The following is a 20,303-nucleotide window of genomic DNA, read 5'->3' on the forward strand; positions in this document are numbered from 1 at the left end:
TTGTTCGTCCATTTCGCGGTATCCATAAAAAGTATCTGCATCTCTATGTAGCCATGTTTGAGTGGGCTTACAATTTACGTTGGATTGATTTTGACTTCCTCCGCCGTCTTCTTGTCCCTCCTTTCACCTATTTACCCACATGAGCGAGAAATTTTTGGCTTTACTCCAGAACAAGCCCTCGCTTTAAACAATGCTTTAGATAGTGAAGGTGCATTACAAGTCAACTTGCACCCTACGCGAACCTTGATGGCTCTCCTTGCTCGACTCAAAGATCGGTATGATGCTAAGTATCCTAATGGTGCTGAGAATTACACCATTTCCTCACGGGTGCAAAACCTTAACATCGAAGAGCAACGCATCACTTACACAATCACTATTGACCGATTCATTGATGCAACCATTCCCGTAATCCCCGCCCCTATCGTTCCCGCAGCGTAAGTATTTACCAATGATTGAAGCGATCGCACTAACCGTCATCACGGGCGCTTTAGCCTATGTAGTTCATCGCCTTGATGAACTGGACTGTAATATTGAAAAGCGCTTGGATAGGTTAGGCGATCGCCTAACTCGCTTGGAGATCCTGCTACCTAAGCGCAAAGCCGACAGCCAAGATACCTACTACTCCCCAAATTCTGGAATAGACCTTTAATGAGTTGCCTTTGTGGTAGTCAAAAAAGAAGCGCAGCACCATCGACTATTAACCCTGTTAATATCGGTAGCCTGTGCTTTCTTTTTGGTGTAGAGGGTGCTTTGTGCCAATTTCTAGACTTAATTCCAGAAACGATCAAAGCTGTCCTTGATGCAAACAACAAGCCCGATGATGCTGATGAAATATTCTTTAAATGGGTAAGGAAATTTGCAAAGACGGGTTATAACATCGTTATTAATGAGGTCACGGGCGACATAGCTCTAAACAGTTTTTGCAGCAACCCACCGCCGCCATTGCCAGATGACATCACATTTCAGGATGTCTTTGTGTTCATGGCTGAAGTGGTTCCAATTCTGGACAGATTTTTTAAAACCAATGACATTTTGACGGGTGACAATACCCGCCTAATTGACAAGGTGACAGGCTTTTGGCTATTTAAGCAGTGGTATGAAAACTGCGAGTGCAAGAAATGCCCCGATCCGCCCGATCCGCCCGATGAAGATCCACCACCACCATCATTTGATCCACCACCACCTTTTGCACCCTGCCCCGATGGGTGCTACCGCGCTAATGGCGGCGGATCGCCTTGTAAAAATATGATGATGAGGCAAGTTAACGATCCTTTTGATCGTCAATTATTTAGCTGTCATGGGTATTACGTAGGATCAGACTCTTTTATGGCTAGGACTGGCTGGGACTACTTTAATACTGATGAAAGAAACCTATATAGAGGGGACATTTCCTATAAAAGCACTTTCTATGCTCCATTGGAATATCTGATAAATCCAGATATTCCAATCACTGCCTTAACGCTGACGGATAATAGAAAGCTTACTTTTACTCTATTGCGAAATATTCCAGACGCAGATTATATATCAGGGGCGATAAATCTCACATCCGAAGAAATGCAGGAGCAAGCAAATACACCTTACTCACTGGTGAATGATTTTGAGGTTTCCTATAATGGCGGACCTTGGCAATCATTTTATGGAAATTCAGATCAATATCCATACCCAGCGCCGCCCCCTTGCATATGTCCACCACCATCACCACCGCCTCAAGAATTTTGCGATTTGTACCCAGATCATCCCGATTGTATTGATGACGATGATGATGATGAGTGTGAAACCGAAATGGTGCTAGTTGGGCGGTTTACCCAGTGTAGTGTTTTGAGATCGCCTAAACAAATGAAATTAGTTACAGATGGCGATCTAATTGATGTTGCGGTAGTCAAGAGACTTAGTTGTGCATCGATCCGCATTCTAGAGGTTAAGCAGCTTTTAGAATGTGCAGCACCGCCGCCGCCCGATCCTTGCGACAATGTGGATTGTGTATCGGCTGACACCCAGACCCCTGATCTTCTTAATAACGCCCGATCCTTCGGAGAACCCTCTAATACATTTCAAGAATGCTTAGATTTTTTGAGCCGCTTTGTTGACTCTCTAATTTTTGAATGCTGTAGCGATCGCATATCCAATGAAATTAACGAATGGTTAGCAGACAACCCACCAATAGACGATATTGAAGATGAACAACCATGAGCCAAGCAAAAACACTCCAAGATATTTACTCTGAAATTGCAGACATCAAAGATGTTCTTTGTGCTGGTCTGGAAACCACATCAAGCGAGATAAGCACCCAGATTACCAATCAATTAGTAATCAACCCTGAAACATGGCTACCCAATGAACTAATTCTGGAAAATACCGATGATGACCCTGCTATTACTGCTGCTCAAACTGAAATAAATGAGGTGCTTAATTTGGCGATCGCCACCATCGCCAAAGATGAAAGATTAGCCACCGATGCAACTTTAACTAAAAGCGATTTATCGATCGTCCCTGTTCCCTCTGGATCACCGATCATGCTTTTGCCCAAATTAATCAAAGCGATCGTAGAATTCCAAGCGCCCCTATCAGTAATTTTGCGAGTGCTTACCGATATCATCGGTGATGTGCTTTTGGAGCATATCAAGCGCAAATTAAATGAGAAAAACTGCGAAATCAGCGCTTTTAACAGCGTTGGGCAATCGAAAATATTTATAATTCCACAAAATGCAACTCACATAATTACTAAGATCTCTGGGATGCCTGCATGGGTCGGGCGCGATTTTCAAGATACTGGTTTAAACATTTCGCTAATTATGCCAACTGGTTTACAAAGCTTGGATATAGCTAAATACAGCACTTTGCACACACCAGAAATTAGGTTTGGATTTAGGCAAAAAAGCGAATCTTCAAAGATGTTTCCCTATTGGCGATCGCCGCAAAGCATTGAATTTATCGATCAATATTTTGAAATTCCAGAAATGGGATATCAAAATATTGATCGCTTGCTCTATATCAAAAGCCAAATAAACCACGGTCTTCGTGTCGCGTGGGTATTCCCTGAATAGGCGATCAACGGCTTGGAGCTGTGGCGATCGCCGCCAAGTAAAGCCAGTTGATCAAAAATTTGTTGGAAAACCAAAAAATTATCGATCGCTACGTGATCAAAATTTTCCAGAAATCGCGCCCAAATCGATCTTTCGGGCGATCGCTTGATTGATGGTTTGCCAGTGGCGATCGCTCAAATCAAAGTTTGAGGTTATCTGTTTGGGGATTCTATAAAGTCCCAAAAGTCACGATCGCCACATCAAAATCCAGTTCGGCGATTCAATTCAGTTGCCTGGAGTTGGTTTGAGGGTAAAGAGAAAATCAAGGCGGCTGGTTTTAGTATCGATATTTGTGGTGGTTACAGAGATGCCATTGATCGCATCAAGAACATCGCGAATTTGTGTATAACTTGGGTTGGACTTGATCTCAGGAGGCAGTAACCGATCGCCGATCGCTAAGGCATTAGTCATATTGAAGTAGAAATAACCACCATTGGCTTTGGGCATCCCTGTGGTAAAGATCTGGAAGGGGCGGCTATCAGCTAAGGTTCGCGCAGGTTTCGGTACAAAACTATTGGCGAGATCGCCCATTGCCCAAAATACAAAATTTTGATCGAGATTGCCGCGAATAGCAATATTAGTATTGCCGACCGCCCAGTTGGTAACGGATTTATCGCCAATTTGTGAGGTCTTAATTTCCATTCCCTTTGGCAACAAACCACCTGCGCTGGTTTGCGCCACCCGCTCAATTTTTTCGAGGGCTGATTTTGCTGTATTTTGATCGCTCGCTTGGGCGATCGCCACAAAGCCAAACCCAGGATTAGCGAGAATGCCTTGATTATTGGGAATCGCAGCGATCGCAAATTCACCATTCATCCATTGCAAAATATCCCGATCAAGATCCAACTTCGTGCCATCTTTGACCGCCTTCCGCAACTGCTCGATCAATTGAGCCGAACTAGCATTACCCTTTGCTTGGGTAACTAAAGATTGCCAAGATTGATAGAGGTTGACCCCAGAAATCAATAAGAAAGTTTCCTGTGGTAATAGTCCCAATACCTTGGGATCAATATTGGCAGTGGGGCTAGAATTGTCATTCTTGAGATAGGTACTAATTTCAAAGCGCAAACCTTCCTTTTGTGTGCCACCTGTGAGGGTGATGGCATCTAGCTCCCGCCGCGATTGGGCGATCGCCGATTCATTGAGATTGAGATTGGTTTGTGAGCCAATAAACTCAAGGGCAACATCGCCATCAAGATAGACCTGCATCAATGGATCAACGACCTGAGTATTAGGATTGCCATAGATTTTGGCAAAAACAGGCTTCTTGGCAAGGGAGGGGCTGTTGTTTTGGTAAGTATCGATCGCCTGTTGGATCAAACTGCCACTAGTGGCGATCGCCACATACTGACCGCCAATATCCGCCGTCACCAAATTGTTATTGGGATCGCGGGATGGCGATTCATAGTAGGTAAAATTTTTATATTGCTTAGCGGTAAATCTTGCCCCCTGTTGGGTCAGTGCTTCACGGTATTTATTTAAAAACAAATCAGACCTGACGCGATCGCGGGTTGGGGCAATTACTAGGGTGGCGGCGGGGGCTTGGGGCTGAGCAGGATTAGGCACTAAAGCCGTGATCACATAGCCATCTAACCAAGGTTGGACATCGCGGTTATAGTCGGTTTTGCTTTGGACTAACAAGGAGCTAAGGGGCGATTTGCTAATGCCTTCGCCAATCAACTTCTGGGAAGCAGGTGTCCCAAACTGCGCTAACTTATTCCAAGGCTCAGGATTAGTATTAAATGCCATGACTACCTGTGCGCCCTGTGGTACGACCGCCGCCGCGCCTAAAATGCCTTTAATCGCCTGCGATCGCTGAGCAAAGTAAAAGTAAGCCCCACCCACGCCAATGCCGACCACTGCTGCCCCGACACCGAGATAGGTCAACAATGCTCGTTGTTGATTGGACTTTGATGAAAGTTTGTGATCTTTGGAGGGCTTCGCCATGGGAATCCAATATACCTAAAGTTTACAAGATGTTAAGCACCAAGTTTCCACCAAGGTACTACAGAATTGCCCATTGTAATACCAAAAGCAATACCAAGAGCAATACCAAAAGCAATACTAAAACTAAAATGACTATGCCATTTTAGTTTTAAAAAATATTTACTGAATTTTGCTTTTAAATTACAAGAATAGATGTATGAATTTATGATTCGGCATAGTTCCCCTGTTACAAAATCCGAAGAATACTAGGCGTACACTATATGATGGAGTCATCATTTTTTTGATTCATATCCTATGGATACAGATAGCTTAGCCGTTTATAGCCTGCTAGAGCAATTGCGTGGTTATAGCCGTAAGCAGTTTACTGGCAAGCTAGAACTCTATGCTGTCAGAGACTACAAATGGAGTATTTATTACTGTCATGGGCGGCTGGTGTGGGCTGCGGGGGGAGAGCATCACTATCGCCGATGGTATCGTTTATTGCTCCAACATCGGGTGCAGGTAGATCTGGGCAAAATCTCGTTTCGGACTGCCGCCGAGCTTGCCCTCTGGGACTACTATGTGCTGGTGATCATGATGCGGCGCATGGTGATCACCCGCGATCAAGTTTCGCCAGTCATTGAAAGTTTTATCCATGAGGTTTTGTTTGATGTGATTCAATGGGCAGCTAAGGACAAAATTAGCTATTACTGTGACTTTGAGGATGAAGTCACCCCAGTGATTGCGTTGATCCATGCGGACAATGCGATTAATCAGGCTCACAATGAATGGCTAGTTTGGCGCAAGGCCGGCATTGCCGATTTTTCGCCCAATCTTGCCCCTTGGGTCAAGCGTCCTGGACAGTTGCAAGAAGAGGCTTCTGAGCTGACCTATAAGACCCTGATTACAATTCTTGATGGGCGGCGATCGCTGCGAGAGTTGTCAGTCTGGCTCAAAAAAGACTTGCTAACCCTAATGCAGTCGCTCATGGCATATTACTATCGCGGCATGGTGGGGCTGGCGGAGGTTGCCGATATCGCTTCTCCCATTGCCAATCCCTTTGCGACTGAATCTGTGCGATCGCCTTTACCTGAGCTAGTCAAACCACAAATGGTTGCCGAAAATAACCATCGGACTGCCGCAAAACCTGCATCAGAAACTTCTTTCTCTAGACCACTAATTGCCTGTGTCGATGATAGCAATCAAGTCTGTGCCACCCTTGAGCAAATTGTGTCAGCGCTTGGCTATGGTTTCCTAGGCATCAAGGATTCTATCAAGGTTCTACCCCTGTTAGTAGAGCATCGTCCCGAAATGATCATTTTGGATTTAGTCATGCCGATTGTGGGCGGATATGAGTTATGTAGCCAAATTCGTCGTATTCCCGAATTTCATGATACCCCTATCTTGATTTTGACCAGTAACGATACGATCATTGATCGCGTGAGGGCTAAGTTTGTCGGTGCGACTTCATTTATTTCCAAAACTGTCGGTAACGAAAAGATCGGCGAAAAAATTCAACGTTATCTGATTGCTCCCCAAATTATGAGCAACCATGTTCATCCCTTCCCACCCAAAGATTAGCAGTGTCGCACTAATCTTCGGCATCCTTATTTAACTGAAATTAGTTCAAAACTTTAATCATGGAATTTAGCACGATCGCCTTCATGTCTAGCATCCCTTGGCTATCCTTAATCTCGATTCTGTTTACCCATGGCGCATATGCCCAATTTGTAAATCTGCCCAACCAACAGCTATCAAAGTCAACGGAGATAGCCTTTGCCAATAATATTAGAACCTTGCTAACGGAAGGCGATCGCTTGCTAGAAATGAAGGATTTCGCAGGGGCGATCGCTCATTATGAAAGAGCTTTAGCCATTGCCGAACATGGTCAAAATCGTGAGCATCAGGTCTTGATTTTGTCCGCATTAGGGCGTGTTTACGATCTCAATGGCAAATATTTAAAGGCAGAAAAGACTTTTAAAGAAGGGATGGTGCGGGTTACAGAGTCGAGAAACCCGTCAATGGAAATGCGTCAGTCACAGATCTATTTGCATACTGGCTTAGGGATGACCTATCACAATATTGGCAAATATGAGCAGGCGATCGCCCAACTGAAACAGGCGGTGAGCATATCAGAAAAACTACCGAAGGCTTTGTGGGGCAGCACCTCTATCCCTTGGGAATTTACGCATTTTGAGCCGCGTTTTCACCTTGCCACCACCTATCGCTCTACCCGTCAATTTCCGCAAGCAATCTCTCTATTTCAAGAATGCCATGCGATCGCGGTGCGAGAAAGCGATCGCGAAAAGCAAGCAATTAGCCTCGTTGCCCTTGGACAAACCTACGTCATTATGGGCAATGTCCGCATGGCGCGGCAATATTTTCAACAAGTCAAGGCATTAGGTTCCTTCCCAAATAACCCTGATTTGGTGAGGGTGATCGATACCCTTGATGTGTTTTCGGGCGATCTTGCAGACATAGCTGAAACATTCACCATATTCCTCCCTGTGCTGGAGCGCGTCAGTCGAGGCTTGCGCCGCATCGAAGAAGTCACGGCTAATTTGCCGAGTTTTGCCTATGTGGGTCGCAGTGCCGCCAAGCTAGAGTCTGCCCATACTAAGTTTCTGCAACTGATTCCGCAACTGCGCCAGAAAAATGTTTTTGACTCTTATCAAATTATAGTTGCCACGATCAGTGAGATGTCTTCGCTCCTGAAAGAACTAAAAAGTGATGGGGATGGAACTACAGTTGTTGGTTTAGATAATTCTTGCAATCTGGACGAGATTAGAGCAGTGATCAAGCAGGGTAACTATGAGCGAGGTAATCTTTCTCCTGAAGCAGTTACGGTCATAGTGGAGGTTGCTGACGATCTCTGTAAAATTACTAAATCCCTTGAAAACTATAATGACAGGCGGCGCAAACAGGGGCAGAAATCGAAGCAAAATTTTGATATGGAGACGATCATCCGTCAGCTTGAAGATGTCGATCGCCGTTCCGCATCAAGGCGTGGTCAAGTTAATCTAGAAATAGCCCAAAACCAAGTAGCGATCGCCAAGTCATCAGGCAATCCCCTTGATTATGGCAAGGCGCTAGATTTTCTAGGTAATGCTTACGCATCCCAAAAAGCCTATGCTCAAGCGGAGCAGTCTTTGAGCGAAGCGATCGCCATTTGGGAAAAGTTGCGGGTGGGATTGGAAGATAAAGAGGAATATCGGGTGGCTCTATTTGAAACCCAGAATGATACTTACAAGTCTTTGCAGAAAGTACGGATGGCAATGGGCAAGTATTCTGAAGCCTTAGAATCGGCAGAACAGGGCAGAGCAAGGGCTTTTTTGGCATTATTATCTAGCAAATTTAGCAGCGATCGCCTTGAGCAATATAGCGAACCGCAGGTAAATATTTCCCAACTTCAACAAATTGCCAGAGATCAACAAATTACAATTGTCTCCTATTCCCTCATTAGCTCCAAATCAGTGGAATTTCTGAGAGATGCCTCTGGTACTTCCCAATTATATGTTTGGGTCATCTCACCTCAAGGAGAGATTAGCTGGCGCAATCTTAATTTGCAGCAATGGGAAATGGTCAAGCACCAAAAATCATTGCGAGAGGTAATTCAAGATTTGCAAGAACGTTTAACTAGCTCTAGTGGAACTATTAGAACTATACCTGATTCGTCCCGTGTTTCACTGCCCCGCCGCCCCGTTGCTGTCACCAGCGATCGCGATGCCCTTAATGAACTCAAGCAATTACATGAACTTCTCATTGAACCGATCGCCGACCTATTACCCCAAAGCCCCGATGCGAAGGTTGTATTTGTGCCAGATCAAGCCTTGTTTCTAGTACCTTTTGCCGCCCTCCAAAATAAGTCTGGCAAATATTTAATCGAAGATCACACAATTTCCTATAGCCCTTCGATTCAATCTTTAGACTATACAAAAAGGTTAGGGAAAAGATTAGAGAATTTGCCCAAAGCCACAGGAAATCTCATTGTGGGCAATCCATCGGAAGATCTAGCAGATGCGGCTCTAGAAGCCACAGCGATCGCTAAACTGCTCAATACTCAACCCCTAATTGGCAAGGTTGCCACTAAAAATAAGGTTTTGGCTCAGATCGAAGATTCGCAAATCATTCACCTTGCGATGCATGGTAACTTCGATGATCGCAATGGCTTAGACAGTGCTTTAAATTTTGGTTCTCAAGTATTCCTCACCGCCAAGGAGATTTTAAATCTCTCTTTAAGAGCGAATCTCGTAATTTTGAGCGCCTGTAATACTGGCAAGGGTGCAATCAGGGGCGATGGTGTGATCGGTCTATCACGAGCATTTATTTTGGCTGGCACTCCCCGCATCATTGTTTCTCTCTGGGCTGTCCCCGATGGCGAAACCAGTCAATTAATGATGAACTTTTATAGGAATATGGTTGATAATAAATCTATTAATCAAGGTTATGCCCATGCCCTGCGGCAAAGTATGCTCTACACGCTAAAACATAACCCCCATCCCCGCAATTGGGCAGCCTTTGGGCTAATTGGGGCAGTTAATTAATGTCATGCCTGACTATAAAATCATGAAAGTCTATTTACCAGTTACAATTATTTTTGCTTTGAATGTTGGATTTACGATCGCCATGCCTGAAACAGCGATCGCCCAATCTCATCAATTGATGGCTCAGTCTAGTGCAGCCAAAAATGAGTTAGAGCGCCTAATTCAAAGGGGCGATCGCGCACTCAGTCAAAATAACTTTAAAGAAGCAATTAGTATTTTTCAACAAGCATCACAGCTTGCTAGACAGAATCAAGATTTAGACTCTCAGGTATTAATTTTAGTAGGAATTGGCAGGAGCTATGACCTAAGTGGACAATATTTGAAGGCTGAGCAGTCTTTCAAAGAGAGTTTACAGATACTCTCCCAATTAGCTGGAGAATTTACTTCGATTGATAAAAGAGCTAGACAAAATCGATTAAAAATACTTGCCCATTCGGGGTTAGGTATTGCCTATATAAATATTGGCGAATATACCAAAGCTTCTGAAAATCTGCAATTAGCCGTACTTCTATCAAATGGTGAGGCTAAAAATACCAGTTTGTTGATTCACTTTGAGCCGAGGTTTAAACTAGCGGAGCTATATCAAAAGCAGAAGAAATATCAGGAAGCGATCGCTGCCTTACAACAAGCGCGGATCGTTGCTCAACAAATTGGCGATCGCCGTGCTGAAGCCATGACCCTGACTGCGATCGGCAACAATTTTATGAACTTGGGGCAGTTTAACCTAGCATCACAATTCCATGCTCAAGCAAAGGCTCTAGGTAACTTTCCACAAGAGCCAGAAATTGCTAACGCCCCTGCAAGATCTTCGGGAATAGTTGGCGACCTTGTTTCTGTGGCAGGTTTACTCGAAAGACTTACTCCAATCCTGCAAAAGGTGAATCTAAGTATTAGAAAGATGGAAAGGATAACTGCTAATGATTCCAGATTTACAGTTGTCGGTAGAACTGCTAACAATTTAGATGAATTGATGCAGAATATATTTAATCTGACCCCAAAACTCAGACAAGGCGATCTAATGTCAGCCTATCCATACCTGCAAAAAGTGAACCAAAGCATGACCAATCTTTCACGAAACATGAAAGATTTAAATCTATTAATGGAGGAGGTTAAACGCTATCCAGAGAGGTTTCCTGCGCTCAGGCAAATGAATATCCAAGACATCAAAGTTTTGCAGGAAATAGAAGGAGAACTTCGCGACCTCAAAAACTCAATAGGGAAGCGTTCTAAAGAGCTAAAAAAAAATTAGATAGTGCTTTTGCTGGCTCATCTATTCCAATTAATCCAAGGTTAAAATCATCAACCTCCAAAATAAAGCAGCAGAGATCTATTATAGAAGATGTAGATTTTATAATCAAAAATTCATCATTAAGATCTAATACGATCAATATTGAAAATGTCAAAAAACAGTTAGAAATTACAAAACGGTCAGGTGATCCTTTAGCCTATGGCAAATCTTTACATAATTTAGGACTGCTTTATAAAGGCAGTATGCAATATGCCCTAGCGGAACAGGCTTTAATGGAGGCGATCGCCATTTGGGAAAAATTGCGGGTGGGGTTAGAGGATCGAGAAGCTTACCGCGTCTCATTATTTGAAACCCAAAATATTACCTATGAGATATTGCAGCAGGTAAGAATTGCCCTCAAGAAATATCCTGAAGCCTTAGAAGTTGCCGAACAGGGACGCTCCAGAGCCTTTTTGGCATTACTCGCCAGCAAATTACCACGCAATGATCTCCCTCAATATGCAGAACCGCCCGTCAAGGTGCAACAACTCCAACAAATCGCCCGTGAGCAGAATCTTACAATCGTTTCCTACGGGCTAATCTCAGGATCGGCGATCGCTGATTATCAACCAATGCGTGGCAGTAGCACCCTTTACGTTTGGGTTATCTCTGCCAAGGGCGAGATTAGTTTCCAGAACCTTAATCTCGAATCATGGGAAACTGAAAATGGCTTATTGCTAACGGAAACGATTCAAAAATTGCAAGAAAGGCTCTCTCGCAGTAGCGGCACAATTAGGGATTTCCCCGTATCTCTTCCCCGCAAACCCTTATCTGCTGCCGAAAGAGATCAAAGCCCCGATGAACTCAAACATCTCTACCAACTTCTCATTCAACCCATTGAAACCTTTCTCCCCAAAGACCCCAATGCCCAAGTGGTATTTATCCCGCACAAAGCTCTAGCCCTCGTCCCCTTTGCCGCCCTCAGAGAGCAATCTGGCAAATATCTGATTGAGAAGCACACAATTTCCTACGCCCCCTCCATCCAATCCCTGCGCTTCACCCAAAAACTAGCCAAACTGCCTAAAGGTTCCACTAATTTGATCATTGGTAATCCTGAGGGAGATCTGCCAGCTTTGTTGAATGCAGAGCAGGAAGCGCAAAATATTGCGAGTTTACTCAAAACTAGGGCAATGATTGGACAGGCTGCCACAAAAATTAATCTGCTACAACAAATTAGCCAAGCCAATATCATTCATCTGGCGATGCACGGAGTGTTTAATGATATTGACGGATTAGAGAGCGCTTTGGCTTTCAGTTCCCAATCAAAACTAACTGCCAAAGAGATTTTAAAGCTGAAACTGCAAGCAAATTTGGTTGTCCTCAGTGCTTGCAACACCGCACAGGGCAAAATTACAGGGGATGGGGTGATTGGTTTAGCCCGTTCCTTTATCCTTGCAGGCGCACCGAGCGTGATCGTTTCTCTTTGGTATGTGCCTGATGCCGAAACCAGTCAATTGATGGTGGACTTTTATAAAAATATGCTCAATAATAGGCTTAATCGTCAAGCCCAGCATCAAAGCTATGCCCATGCTCTGCGGCGCAGTATGCTCACCACGATGATTAACTACCCTCATCCGCGCAATTGGGCAGCCTTCGGGCTAATCGGGGCGCTTTAACTCATCATAGAATTTGAAAGTAAGACGGAAATATTACTGTTTCTGGGGCTCATTGATAAATCAAATCATCAAGTTCCGCATAGTCGGGTAAAGTGGTATCGATCGCTGCGCCATTGCGAAATACTTGGCGATCGCTTTGGGGACGCGAGAGCAACTCACTATAACTACGCGCCCGAAACAGCACAAAATCGGCAGGGGCATTTGCCTCAATCGTACTAGTTCCCAATCCCATCAGTTCCATCGGACGGGAAGTAACGGCAGCAATCCAATTGTCATAGGGCGTATCCAGATGCGCGATTTTCGTTCCCATACTGAAAACCTGTAGCAAATCATGGTCGCCAAAACCATAGAAAGGGTCGCGGCAATTGTCGCTAGACAAAGCCACCGTCACACCTGCGGCAGCTAGTTCACGGACAAGGGTGACACCGCGCCAACGTGGAGTCCTTGTAGATGCGCGATCCTGCAAATAGAGATTGCACATCGGCAAACTGACGATGCCAATATTCGCCTCTTTGACGAGGGCAATGGTTTGATGGGCGATCGCTTCATCCTGCACCGCAAGGCTACAGCAATGACCACAGACAATTTGCTGCTCAAACCCATATTTGACCTGAGCCGCCGCGATATGATGCAATGACTGAGACTGAGGATCATTATTCTCATCGGCATGGAAATCAAGACTAAGATGGCGATCGCTGGCAAGTTGAAAAATACGCTGCATATACCGATCTAAGTCAGGGCTGAAATGGGCAATGCCGCCGATTATCCCCTGCAAATCCGCGATCGCATCGGCAAAAGCCTCCCCTTCAGGCTCACTAAAATGGGCAATGGGAACTAGGGAAACTGCTTGCAAAGTAATTCGGTCTTTCCAGCGATCGCGTAATTCGCGAAACACTGCAAACGTGGTGGCAATTTGATGAGGGGGGCAATCCAAATGGGTGCGAATCGCTCTCGTACCATGGGCATAACTGCACTTCAGACCAAATTCCACCCGCCGATAGAGATCCTCCGCATTCCAATTACGATCTTCAGTGCAATCTTTATAGATTCCCTTAAGCGCTCCCTGATAACTGCCATCAACATTCGGACTACGTTCCCAAATATGCCCCTTATCTAGATGGGTATGCAGATCGGCAAAACAAGTTACGAGAATGCCCTGCTTGCCATCAATAATCACCACACTCTCAGTATCAACATCCGCAAGAGAATCTTCGGTATTAGCAATAACTTTGGTGATTTTGTCGCCATTAATCTCTAAATGACAAGACAACAGGCGATCGCGCTGTAAGGTGGGATTTTGGATGGATACATTTTTAGATAGCTCCTCAAAGGTAGATTTACTAACCAAACAATCAGGAATTCTTATATTTATCAACCAATAATGAGACGGAGCATTCATGATATCTAATAGCCAACGCTTAGCTTCCTTACTTTATACCAAATCAAGAAATAGCATAGCCATTTCTTGATTAAAAGACTTACAGATTCAGGTTACGCCGTATAAGAACGCCCAAGCCCCAACGCCGCTAGACGCTTGCGGAAAGTAATCGAACTCTTGTCACCAGCGATATGTACTTCATCAGCAAGATTCATGGGCAGATCCTCTGGCCATTGCTCTTCGACAATATCTTTATCTTCCGCAAATACCTGATGGTTAAAATCAAGGGTGTCTTGCAAAGGTGCATCCTTATCGAAGTTGCGACAAATTGGCACAAACACCCTAGTTTTGCGGGCGGAGATGGGAGAGGCAGCATTCATCACATGGAGTTTGCCATGGGGGAAGAAAACCGTCAATTTTGCAGTGAAGGGCAGATACAATTCAAATAATCTGCGCCATAAAAAATCGGGAGGAGCTAAATGCTTCATACCGTGAGCATAGTTGCTTACTGTGCTGATATAGTCTGCCCGAAAACCATTGGCAGTTTGCTCGATTGCATAGTCTGGCACTTCAGGATTATCCTGTTCTCCAAAGGACTTGGCATGGATAAAGGCGAAATGACTAACATCCAGAAAGCCCTCCACCTGTCGCCCTGCCGCCGCATTCAGTTCTACCGCATTGGGTAATACTTGAAGGTAATCAGGATCATCCCACTCACTCATTTCTGGTAAATGTACTTCACCATTGTCGATCAATCTAGTCCAGACTAGTCCATAGCGCTCTATTACTGGAAAGGTCTTAAGTTTCAATCTTGCTGGAATCGTTGCCTCAGGTTGGGCAGGAATACAGACGCATTTGCCTTGGCGATCGTACTGCACACCGTGATAGGGACAAACTAAGCGATCGCCCTCAACCCAGCCCAGGCTGAGAGGTGCGCCACGATGCAGACAGAGATCCTTTGCCACCACAAGAGAGCCATCGGCAACTCGATAGATTACGAGACGTTCGTCAAGGAGTCTCGCGCCATAGGGCTTTGTGGCAGTGACTTCATGGGAAAAGGCAACGGGATACCAGAAAGGAGCCAATGCCTGCCAATCGGTGGGGCTGAAGGTGCAATCACGCGGCAATGATACTTCTTTGGTCGTTACCATAAACGTCATTCCTATCACAAATCAATCAAGTCAATGATTGCGACCATACAATAATCTCCATATTAGTTTTGTATCATCATGCACGAACATACTATAATTAATTGCAAAATATACGGTTATTCTATGGATTTACCGTGTATTCGATAGATTTATAGAATTCAACTCCGAAGATACCTCTGAGGAAAACTTTTTGAGGAAATAGTTGCGTGGGCATTGTTGTAGAAAATGTGAATAAAAGGTTTGGGGATTTTGTCGCCCTAGACAACATTAATCTGGAGGTCAAAACTGGCTCGTTAGTGGCGCTGCTCGGACCTTCGGGATCTGGTAAATCAACCTTACTGCGGCTCATTGCTGGGTTAGAGTCTCCTGACGGCGGCAAGGTATTTTTGACGGGCAAGGATGCCACCGATCAAGATGTACGCGATCGCAATATTGGTTTTGTCTTTCAGCACTACGCCCTCTTTAAACATATGACGGTGCGCCAAAATATTGGTTTTGGTCTAGAAATTCGCAAACAGCCCAAAGCGAAAATCGCTGATCGCGTTGAAGAACTCTTAGAATTAATCCAACTTAAGGGGCTAGGCAACCGCTACCCCTCTCAGCTATCGGGCGGTCAGCGCCAGAGGGTTGCCCTTGCCCGCGCCCTCGCCGTTGAGCCGACGGTTTTGTTACTAGATGAACCCTTCGGCGCACTCGATGCCAAGGTGCGTAAAGAATTACGGGCTTGGTTACGGCGGCTCCATGATGAAGTCCATGTCACTAGCGTCTTTGTCACCCACGATCAAGAAGAAGCAATGGAAGTAGCCGATGAGATCGTGGTGATGAATAAAGGGCGCATCGAGCAGATCGGTACGCCTGCTCAGGTCTATGACAACCCTGCCACCCCTTTTGTAATGAGCTTTATCGGCCCTGTGAATGTGCTACCTGCTAGTCATGATCAGATTGGCAGGTTTCAAAGCAGCGATCGCCCCTCCAGTGAGGATGTGTATATTCGCCCTAGGGACATCATGGTGGCAACAGAGGCAACCAGCACCTCGATCGCCGCAAGGGTTAGCCGCGTGATTAATCTTGGTTGGGAAGTACAGGCTGAGTTGATCTTAGGTGATGGACAGGTGCTAAATGCTCATTTGTCCCGCGAGCGTTTTGAAGAGTTAAAGCTGCAACCCCAGCAATATGTGCATATTGAGCCTAAAGATGCCAAATCTTTTCCTTTAGACTATTCGATTTAGCGCGGAAAGCACGCAAATGCTAAAACACATGGTTTTTTTGTGAAAACGAAAACCAAATAACTTGTGCCATCAAAACCAACAAGTTAGAAACTATGCAAAAGAATTTACCGTAAGGGCAACTCATGAATTGCCCTTAAAGTGCTGCGCGAGTTTAAAAACATCTTTGCCTCAATCCCAGAAATTTGAGATCTCAATCAGCCTCAATCAATGATATATACTATTAGGATATTAAGAAATATTAAGATTCATTTTTACTAAGATTCTCATTCCACCTCTACCCAAAGCTATTTCTACAACCATGATCAAGCTTGACAGCCCCAACTATCAGAAATTTATGCAGAGACTTGGCGCGATCGCGATCGCTATATTTCTGCCCCTAGCGATCGCCCTTAGCGACGTACCTGCCGCCTATGCCTTTGACTCGCCAGAGCTTCTCCCCGAAGTCTATTCCAATGTCATTGATTTAGGTAGATTTCTGAATGAGTCAGAAGAGACGGTCTTGGATCAAAAGCTCAGTCAATTTGAACAACAAACAGGCTGGAAGTTGCGGGTATTAACCCAAGTCGATCGCACCCCTGGACGTGCTGTCAAAGACTTTTGGGGACTAAATGATCGCAGCGTTATGTTAGTTGCCGATGCTAGAGGTCGCAATTTATTAAACTTTAGTGTTGGTGATGCTGTTTATCCATTGCTATCGCGCACCTTTTGGATTGAATTGCAATCTCGTTATGGCAATCAATTTTATGTACGTGAGCAGGGCTATGACCAATCAATTCTGTCAGCGATCGATGCCATTACCATTTGTCTCGCCAAAGATGGCTGCGCCGTTGTGCCTGGCATTCCCCAAGAGCAATGGATTTTGACCTTGATTACCTCAATTGTGGGCGGTGTCGTATTCGGTTTTGCAGGGCATCCCCGCAAGGATGGTGAAATCTTTGCATGGAAATGGGCGCTAATTTTTACGCCCCTATGGGGAATGTTGTTTATCTCCTTTGGTTTAGGACCCGTATTGACGCGCACCAGTGAATGGATGCCAATCGTGCGAAATGTGGCGGGTTTTGTTGGCGGCGCAGTGATCGCCTACTTAATCCCTTCCCCAAAAAGGGCAGTACCTTCTCCCGAAATCCCCTAAATCATCATTGGTGCAGTGCGCGGCATTGCACCACCTCATGATCTTGACCTAAGGATTTTGTAAGTCATGCATTACTGACTGTACATCAATCGCGATTTGCAAGGTAGTATCAAAAACACGCACATATTCCTTGGCGCGATCGCCCATTTGTAGAGATTCAAAGGCAGTAATGTCCACCTCAAAGCGATCGGGATGGAAGTGTAGGTTTTCGCGAAGAATGCGCTCAGTTTTTAAAGCCCTAACTAGATCATTACGGGTCATTCTCAAGGCAGAGATCGCTGATTCCCTAGACTCTAACTTAATCGGATTACCAGCATCCTGCAATTGATCAACCACATCTATATCCAGAATGGCACGGTTGTACTTATCCACTTCTGCAAATAGCCGCAAAATCACCTCTGGAATTTGCCTTTTAACAGGACTCGTAACAGGAGCAGTCTTGTTGTGATGGCGATCGCTCATGATCCAGCCTGATAGAAATAGGGCAGCAATCCCAACAGCGATCGCGAGGGCAAGGCATAACAAAATCATGCCGATGGTGGCAGTCGTAAGAATATAGATCGAATAAAGCAGGGCGGCTAAAGACAGGATCAAGAACAAAAATGCTACTTCCGCAAACTCGATCGCTATGCCCAAGGCTCCAAGACTCAAACTCACAACAAGGATAATTCCCGAAAATCGCAACGGGGGCAAGACAATACTCGCAAAGGTGATAAAAGCGATCGTACTACTCCCACAAGCGATCAACCATTGCAGCTTGACCTGTTTTAATCGGGCTGCGGCAGAATGCTGAAATTGATGGCGATCAAATCCTGTTATTTGCTGCAACTCCGCCTCAGCGATTAATAATCTTTCTAAGTCCGATCTCATAAATTTACCCTAAAGCCAAGAACACCAATCGCTCCAACTGCCTGCATAGAGCTTTGCTTCAATGCCCACTAACTTAAGTGCCAGCAAATTTACGCAAGCAGTCACGCCCGAGCCGCAGTACACAATAATTTCTTCAGCATTGGCGATAGATTGCCAGCGATCACCTTGATCCTTGACCACAAAGCCTTGAGCATCCGTGAGTTCCATCCAAGGATAATTAACCGCCCCCTCAATATGACCCGCGATTGGATCAATCGGCTCCCGCTCACCACGATAGCGATCGCCCTCCCGCGCATCCACCAAGACCACCTCTGGCAGATCTTTACGGGCTTTGACCATTTCTATATCCACTACCGACTCTGTTTGCAGTTGCGGTGTAAATTTGCCTATCCGCATTGGTGGCGTAATGTTTGTTGTGGGGTAGTCATGCGATCGCCAAGCCGCAAAACCACCATCTAAGACAGCCACATTCCCATGACCCATGTAATGCAGCAACCACCATAGCCGCGAGGCAAAGGCAAAGCGAGAATCATCGTAAGCTACCACCATCGTTTCCCCTGAGACAATGCCAATATCAGATAGCTTAGTTGCCAACTCATCAATATCGGGTAAAGGATGGCGACCACCGTGAGATTGCACAGGGCTAGAAAGATCCTGATTGAGATCTAGGTAATAAGCGCCCTCAATGTGGCGATCAGCATATTGCTGTTTACCCAAATCGCGATCGGCTAGAGAAAATCGACAATCGACAATTACAAGCTGGGGATCGCGTAAATGGCTATGTAGCCAATCGGCGGTAACGATATCGTGCTGATCTGAATTTATAATGTTTTGGGTCATGAACTATACCAAAAAGTTTAGGCTAATCAATAGCCGCTATCGGCAACACAGATGCCTTGGCATTTGATGCCATTGGTGTCAGTACGCAAACAATGGTTACATAGGATCTTTTCCTGTTTCTCTTTATTTACAGTTTGCGAGTCGGGTTTAGATTGCGCTTCTAGGATAGGGATTAGCTCACTCATACGTTAAAATTATGAAGGTTGATTTTGTACTAACAGTTTAGCCTTTACTAAGTTATGCCAGTCACCTCTTCGCTGCGATCGCAAAGGTTATCGTCTCTGGATCATGATACTGCACATCAGTATGTGGCTTTTCGACTGCGTTTAGCATGGTTTATGCTGCCCATTAAGAGTATTTATCGAGTACTGCCCTTAGACAAGCATATTCCGCAATTGACCCTATCGGGTAGTAATGTGCCAATCTTAGATTTAGGCAAGATTCTATTTGGCAAAGTCCAAAGTGCAAATTTTCCTCGGTTAACGGTCAATGGTGCGGTTGTCGCTTCTAAACCTTCGCTGCTAGTTGTGCGTGGTCAATCTCATTTAACTGATACTGAGGGTTTGGTGGGTATATTGAGCAATTCACAACCAGCTTTACAAAAAATCACCGACAATCAAATGGTGCCATTGCCACCAACCTACAGTCAGCAGTGGAAAGTAGATTTTATTAACTTGATGACCTTGCCATCACAGGATCGTCCCTCTCTGTTTATGATCGACAGCGATCGCCTAATCAGTAGCATTCCTCAATGTAAATAGAGAGCAAAGATAGGGCAAAGCGCTGTAATAATTATGGAAATAGACTATATCGCTTTATTTGTGTCGGATCTGGCGCGATCGCTGATATTTTATCGGGATGTGTTGGGTTTTCAATTTGACAAGCCTGCTAAACCTGATGGCGTGGAAGGCTATAGCGGTAAGCTCAAAATCGGGCTGTACGATCGCGCATGGTTGCCAAAATTATTTGGCGATCGCGGACAAGCGATTATTAGTGGTCATCCTTTTTTACTCTCTATGACAGTTGACGATTTGGAGCTTGTGTATCAACATTTAAGTGTTACCGACCATCAACAGACTACGCAGGATATTTCTAAGTCAACTATTGATATCATTGCACCGCCGCAGATCATGCCTTGGGGACAAAAAATTCTGTTTCTTGCTGATCCTGACGGTAACTTAATTGAGATCGTGCAACGCTAGATATAGCGCTATATTTATCCTTGGAAAAACTTCTAACATTTGTA

At 44.9% G+C, this 20,303-nt stretch carries 19 protein-coding genes; 13 read left to right on the top strand and 6 right to left on the bottom strand.

The window, feature by feature from the left end; genetic code table 11:
* The first annotated feature begins 111 nt into the window (after window positions 1-111).
* The 5 genes from H6F44_RS03150 (at window position 112) to H6F44_RS03170 (ending at window position 3,192) form a co-directional block, all read left to right on the top strand.
* Complete coding sequence (locus H6F44_RS03150; RefSeq protein ID WP_190349466.1) at window positions 112-438, top strand: hypothetical protein; 327 nt, start codon at window positions 112-114, stop codon at window positions 436-438.
* 10 nt (window positions 439-448) lie between these two features.
* Complete coding sequence (locus H6F44_RS03155) at window positions 449-649, top strand: hypothetical protein (protein WP_190349467.1); 201 nt, start codon at window positions 449-451, stop codon at window positions 647-649.
* 101 nt (window positions 650-750) lie between these two features.
* Entirely contained in the window at window positions 751-2,190 is a 1,440-nt protein-coding gene (locus H6F44_RS03160; RefSeq protein ID WP_190349468.1) for a hypothetical protein, read from the top strand.
* A complete protein-coding gene (locus H6F44_RS03165) occupies window positions 2,187-3,044 on the top strand; it encodes a hypothetical protein (RefSeq protein WP_190349469.1) in 858 nt (285 codons plus the stop codon). The genes H6F44_RS03160 and H6F44_RS03165 overlap by 4 nt, the downstream gene beginning before the upstream one ends.
* Window positions 3,019-3,192 carry a hypothetical protein gene (locus H6F44_RS03170; protein WP_190349470.1) on the top strand — a complete coding sequence of 58 codons (174 nt, stop codon included), beginning with the start codon at window positions 3,019-3,021 and terminating at the stop codon, window positions 3,190-3,192. The genes H6F44_RS03165 and H6F44_RS03170 overlap by 26 nt, the downstream gene beginning before the upstream one ends.
* 116 nt (window positions 3,193-3,308) lie before the next feature.
* On the opposite strand, the gene H6F44_RS03175 is transcribed toward H6F44_RS03170, so the two are convergent.
* Window positions 3,309-5,030: a DUF3352 domain-containing protein gene (locus H6F44_RS03175; protein WP_242016417.1), complete on the bottom strand. Its 1,722-nt coding sequence runs from the start codon at window positions 5,028-5,030 to the stop codon at window positions 3,309-3,311.
* A gap of 294 nt (window positions 5,031-5,324) precedes the next feature.
* Here H6F44_RS03175 and H6F44_RS03180 point away from each other — a divergent pair, with 294 nt between their 5' ends.
* The 4 genes from H6F44_RS03180 to H6F44_RS03195 all read left to right on the top strand — a co-directional run bounded on the left by H6F44_RS03180 (window position 5,325) and on the right by H6F44_RS03195 (window position 12,457).
* Window positions 5,325-6,590 (top strand): response regulator, encoded by a 1,266-nt coding sequence (locus H6F44_RS03180; RefSeq protein ID WP_190349471.1) that lies wholly within the window; start codon window positions 5,325-5,327, stop codon window positions 6,588-6,590.
* A gap of 59 nt (window positions 6,591-6,649) precedes the next feature.
* Window positions 6,650-9,553, top strand: coding sequence for a CHAT domain-containing protein (locus H6F44_RS03185; protein WP_190349472.1), 2,904 nt, complete (start codon window positions 6,650-6,652; stop codon window positions 9,551-9,553).
* 4 nt (window positions 9,554-9,557) lie between these two features.
* The gene (locus H6F44_RS03190; RefSeq protein ID WP_190349473.1) at window positions 9,558-10,802 is read left to right on the top strand and encodes a tetratricopeptide repeat protein; all 1,245 of its coding nucleotides are present in this window, start codon (window positions 9,558-9,560) and stop codon (window positions 10,800-10,802) included.
* 242 nt (window positions 10,803-11,044) lie between these two features.
* The gene (locus tag H6F44_RS03195) at window positions 11,045-12,457 is read left to right on the top strand and encodes a CHAT domain-containing protein (RefSeq protein WP_190349474.1); all 1,413 of its coding nucleotides are present in this window, start codon (window positions 11,045-11,047) and stop codon (window positions 12,455-12,457) included.
* Between the two features lie 49 nt (window positions 12,458-12,506).
* Here H6F44_RS03195 and H6F44_RS03200 read toward each other — a convergent pair whose 3' ends face one another.
* Both H6F44_RS03200 and H6F44_RS03205 read right to left on the bottom strand, forming a co-directional pair.
* The gene (locus H6F44_RS03200; protein ID WP_190349475.1) at window positions 12,507-13,856 is read right to left on the bottom strand and encodes a cytosine deaminase; all 1,350 of its coding nucleotides are present in this window, start codon (window positions 13,854-13,856) and stop codon (window positions 12,507-12,509) included.
* A gap of 92 nt (window positions 13,857-13,948) precedes the next feature.
* Window positions 13,949-14,986 (bottom strand): aromatic ring-hydroxylating dioxygenase subunit alpha, encoded by a 1,038-nt coding sequence (locus H6F44_RS03205; RefSeq protein ID WP_242016418.1) that lies wholly within the window; start codon window positions 14,984-14,986, stop codon window positions 13,949-13,951.
* 206 nt (window positions 14,987-15,192) lie between these two features.
* Here H6F44_RS03205 and H6F44_RS03210 point away from each other — a divergent pair, with 206 nt between their 5' ends.
* Both H6F44_RS03210 and H6F44_RS03215 read left to right on the top strand, forming a co-directional pair.
* Window positions 15,193-16,215 (top strand): sulfate/molybdate ABC transporter ATP-binding protein, encoded by a 1,023-nt coding sequence (locus H6F44_RS03210; RefSeq protein WP_190349477.1) that lies wholly within the window; start codon window positions 15,193-15,195, stop codon window positions 16,213-16,215.
* 298 nt (window positions 16,216-16,513) lie between these two features.
* On the top strand, window positions 16,514-17,347 hold the full coding sequence (locus tag H6F44_RS03215; protein WP_190349478.1) for a TPM domain-containing protein: 834 nt from the start codon (window positions 16,514-16,516) through the stop codon (window positions 17,345-17,347).
* Window positions 17,348-17,395: 48 nt separating this feature from the next.
* Here H6F44_RS03215 and H6F44_RS03220 read toward each other — a convergent pair whose 3' ends face one another.
* The 3 genes from H6F44_RS03220 to H6F44_RS03230 are packed head-to-tail and all read right to left on the bottom strand — an operon-like array spanning window position 17,396 to window position 19,242.
* Complete coding sequence (locus H6F44_RS03220) at window positions 17,396-18,217, bottom strand: hypothetical protein (RefSeq protein ID WP_190349479.1); 822 nt, start codon at window positions 18,215-18,217, stop codon at window positions 17,396-17,398.
* Between the two features lie 9 nt (window positions 18,218-18,226).
* The gene (locus H6F44_RS03225) at window positions 18,227-19,057 is read right to left on the bottom strand and encodes a sulfurtransferase (protein ID WP_190349480.1); all 831 of its coding nucleotides are present in this window, start codon (window positions 19,055-19,057) and stop codon (window positions 18,227-18,229) included.
* Between the two features lie 26 nt (window positions 19,058-19,083).
* The gene (locus H6F44_RS03230; RefSeq protein ID WP_190349481.1) at window positions 19,084-19,242 is read right to left on the bottom strand and encodes a hypothetical protein; all 159 of its coding nucleotides are present in this window, start codon (window positions 19,240-19,242) and stop codon (window positions 19,084-19,086) included.
* Between the two features lie 54 nt (window positions 19,243-19,296).
* Here H6F44_RS03230 and H6F44_RS03235 point away from each other — a divergent pair, with 54 nt between their 5' ends.
* Together H6F44_RS03235 and H6F44_RS03240 are read left to right on the top strand one after the other, a co-directional pair.
* Entirely contained in the window at window positions 19,297-19,818 is a 522-nt protein-coding gene (locus tag H6F44_RS03235) for a chemotaxis protein CheW (protein WP_190349482.1), read from the top strand.
* A gap of 33 nt (window positions 19,819-19,851) precedes the next feature.
* The gene (locus H6F44_RS03240; RefSeq protein ID WP_190349483.1) at window positions 19,852-20,259 is read left to right on the top strand and encodes a VOC family protein; all 408 of its coding nucleotides are present in this window, start codon (window positions 19,852-19,854) and stop codon (window positions 20,257-20,259) included.
* Window positions 20,260-20,303: the final 44 nt, after the last annotated feature.

Origin of the sequence: Pseudanabaena cinerea FACHB-1277, assembly GCF_014696345.1 — a bacterium.
Taxonomy (GTDB): Bacteria; Cyanobacteriota; Cyanobacteriia; order Pseudanabaenales; family Pseudanabaenaceae; genus Pseudanabaena; species Pseudanabaena cinerea.